This window comes from Sutterella massiliensis, from assembly GCF_016899755.1.
In the GTDB taxonomy this organism is placed as follows: Bacteria; Pseudomonadota; Gammaproteobacteria; order Burkholderiales; family Burkholderiaceae_F; genus Sutterella; species Sutterella massiliensis.
The window spans coordinates 1-459 of record NZ_JACJJC010000281.1 but is presented as its reverse complement, the minus strand read 5'-3'; the positions used below and the strand labels follow the sequence as shown (position 1 = coordinate 459).

The following is a 459-nucleotide window of genomic DNA, read 5'->3' as shown; positions in this document are numbered from 1 at the left end:
CTTCCTGAACGTCGCCCGAAGAGTTCACCAGCTCGCCTTTGAACGTGAGGTTCACGCCGCCAAGGAGAGCCTGAGCGCTGTCGCGATAGTCGTAGTTGTACTTCGCATCGAGAATCGCGAGAGTACTGCCGTCGGCAAAGAAGAGGTGATCTTCGCCGTAAATGAGGCTCCCGGCATCGGGATTCGTACCGTCGGCGTCGAGACCCGGGTTGAAGATCTCGCCGGAATACGTGGCAAGCGTCGCGCCGTCAGCGATCGAGAGAAGTCCGTTCGTGAGATCAAGTTCGTCAGCCTGCATCGTGCCCGACGCAAGCGTAAAGGCGCCGCCCTCGGCACCGACGAACTTCCCGGCCGTGAAAGTGCCGGCACTGCCGACGTCCATCGTGAAGGCGCCCGCTGCATTGACCGTATCGGCGTGGAGCGCGCCGCCCGAAACGCGGGCATCGCCCCGGGCAAGCT

Annotated in this window: 1 protein-coding gene; it reads right to left on the bottom strand. The window is 62.7% G+C overall.

Annotated elements, in window-relative coordinates:
* Positions 1-459: hypothetical protein (locus H6A60_RS12565; RefSeq protein WP_205105155.1), on the bottom strand; the 459-nt coding region annotated here is incomplete at both ends.